Below are 621 nucleotides of genomic sequence, written 5' to 3'. Positions count from 1 at the left end.
GGAATTGGTCGAGGCAGCGGCCTTTGAGCAACACTTCGTCGCAAGCCTTTTCAATGGCGGCAGCGATTTCGGGTTTCACCGCACCCAGTTCGCCGTTTGCCTGCGCGGTCGCTTTTTTCACCATCACCATGCTGCGGACAAACTGCGGCACGTCGGAAATTTTTTGATTGGAAATTTTAAAGTTTTCCACCGCGCGCAAAGTATGGATGCCCCAATACGCCTCGGCGGGGATTTCGCGGTCGCCCAGCAAATCGTGTTCGATACGGACAGTCATTTCTCTTACCTTCTCATTCGTTGGTTTATCAAGTAATGTGCATATGCAGGCGGAACATTAGACCGTTTTGCATGGGTTGTCTAGCTGCAAATGCACCGTTGTTATCAAAGCAGGAAAAACACTCCCACCCGAAAGACAAAAGGTCGTCTGAAACCTTTTCAGACGACCTTTTACATGCTTACATACCGACCAGCCCCCGTATCTGCGGCCAGTAAAACAAACAGGCAATGGCGCAGACGGCGACGCTGATGCCTGCGGCGTTGATGCTGCTGATTTTTTCTTTAAACGCCATCGCGCCGACCAACGTTCCCAAGACGATGACGCCGATGTTCATGCCTGCGAAGACC

Annotated in this window: 1 protein-coding gene and 1 pseudogene; both read right to left on the bottom strand. The window is 51.7% G+C overall.

Going from position 1 to position 621, the window contains the following annotated elements:
* Nucleotides 1-274, bottom strand: a 274-nt coding sequence (locus tag ACTHUR_RS15595; RefSeq protein WP_440399546.1) for a lyase family protein, incomplete at its 3' end; no start/stop codon positions are given.
* Between the two features lie 178 nt (nucleotides 275-452).
* Nucleotides 453-621 (bottom strand): annotated as a pseudogene (locus ACTHUR_RS15590) (EamA/RhaT family transporter); the annotation flags it as partial.

This window comes from Neisseria sp. P0021.S007, assembly GCF_051956855.1.
Note: the sequence above shows the minus strand (reverse complement) of the source record. Positions and strands in the feature narration are given on the sequence as shown.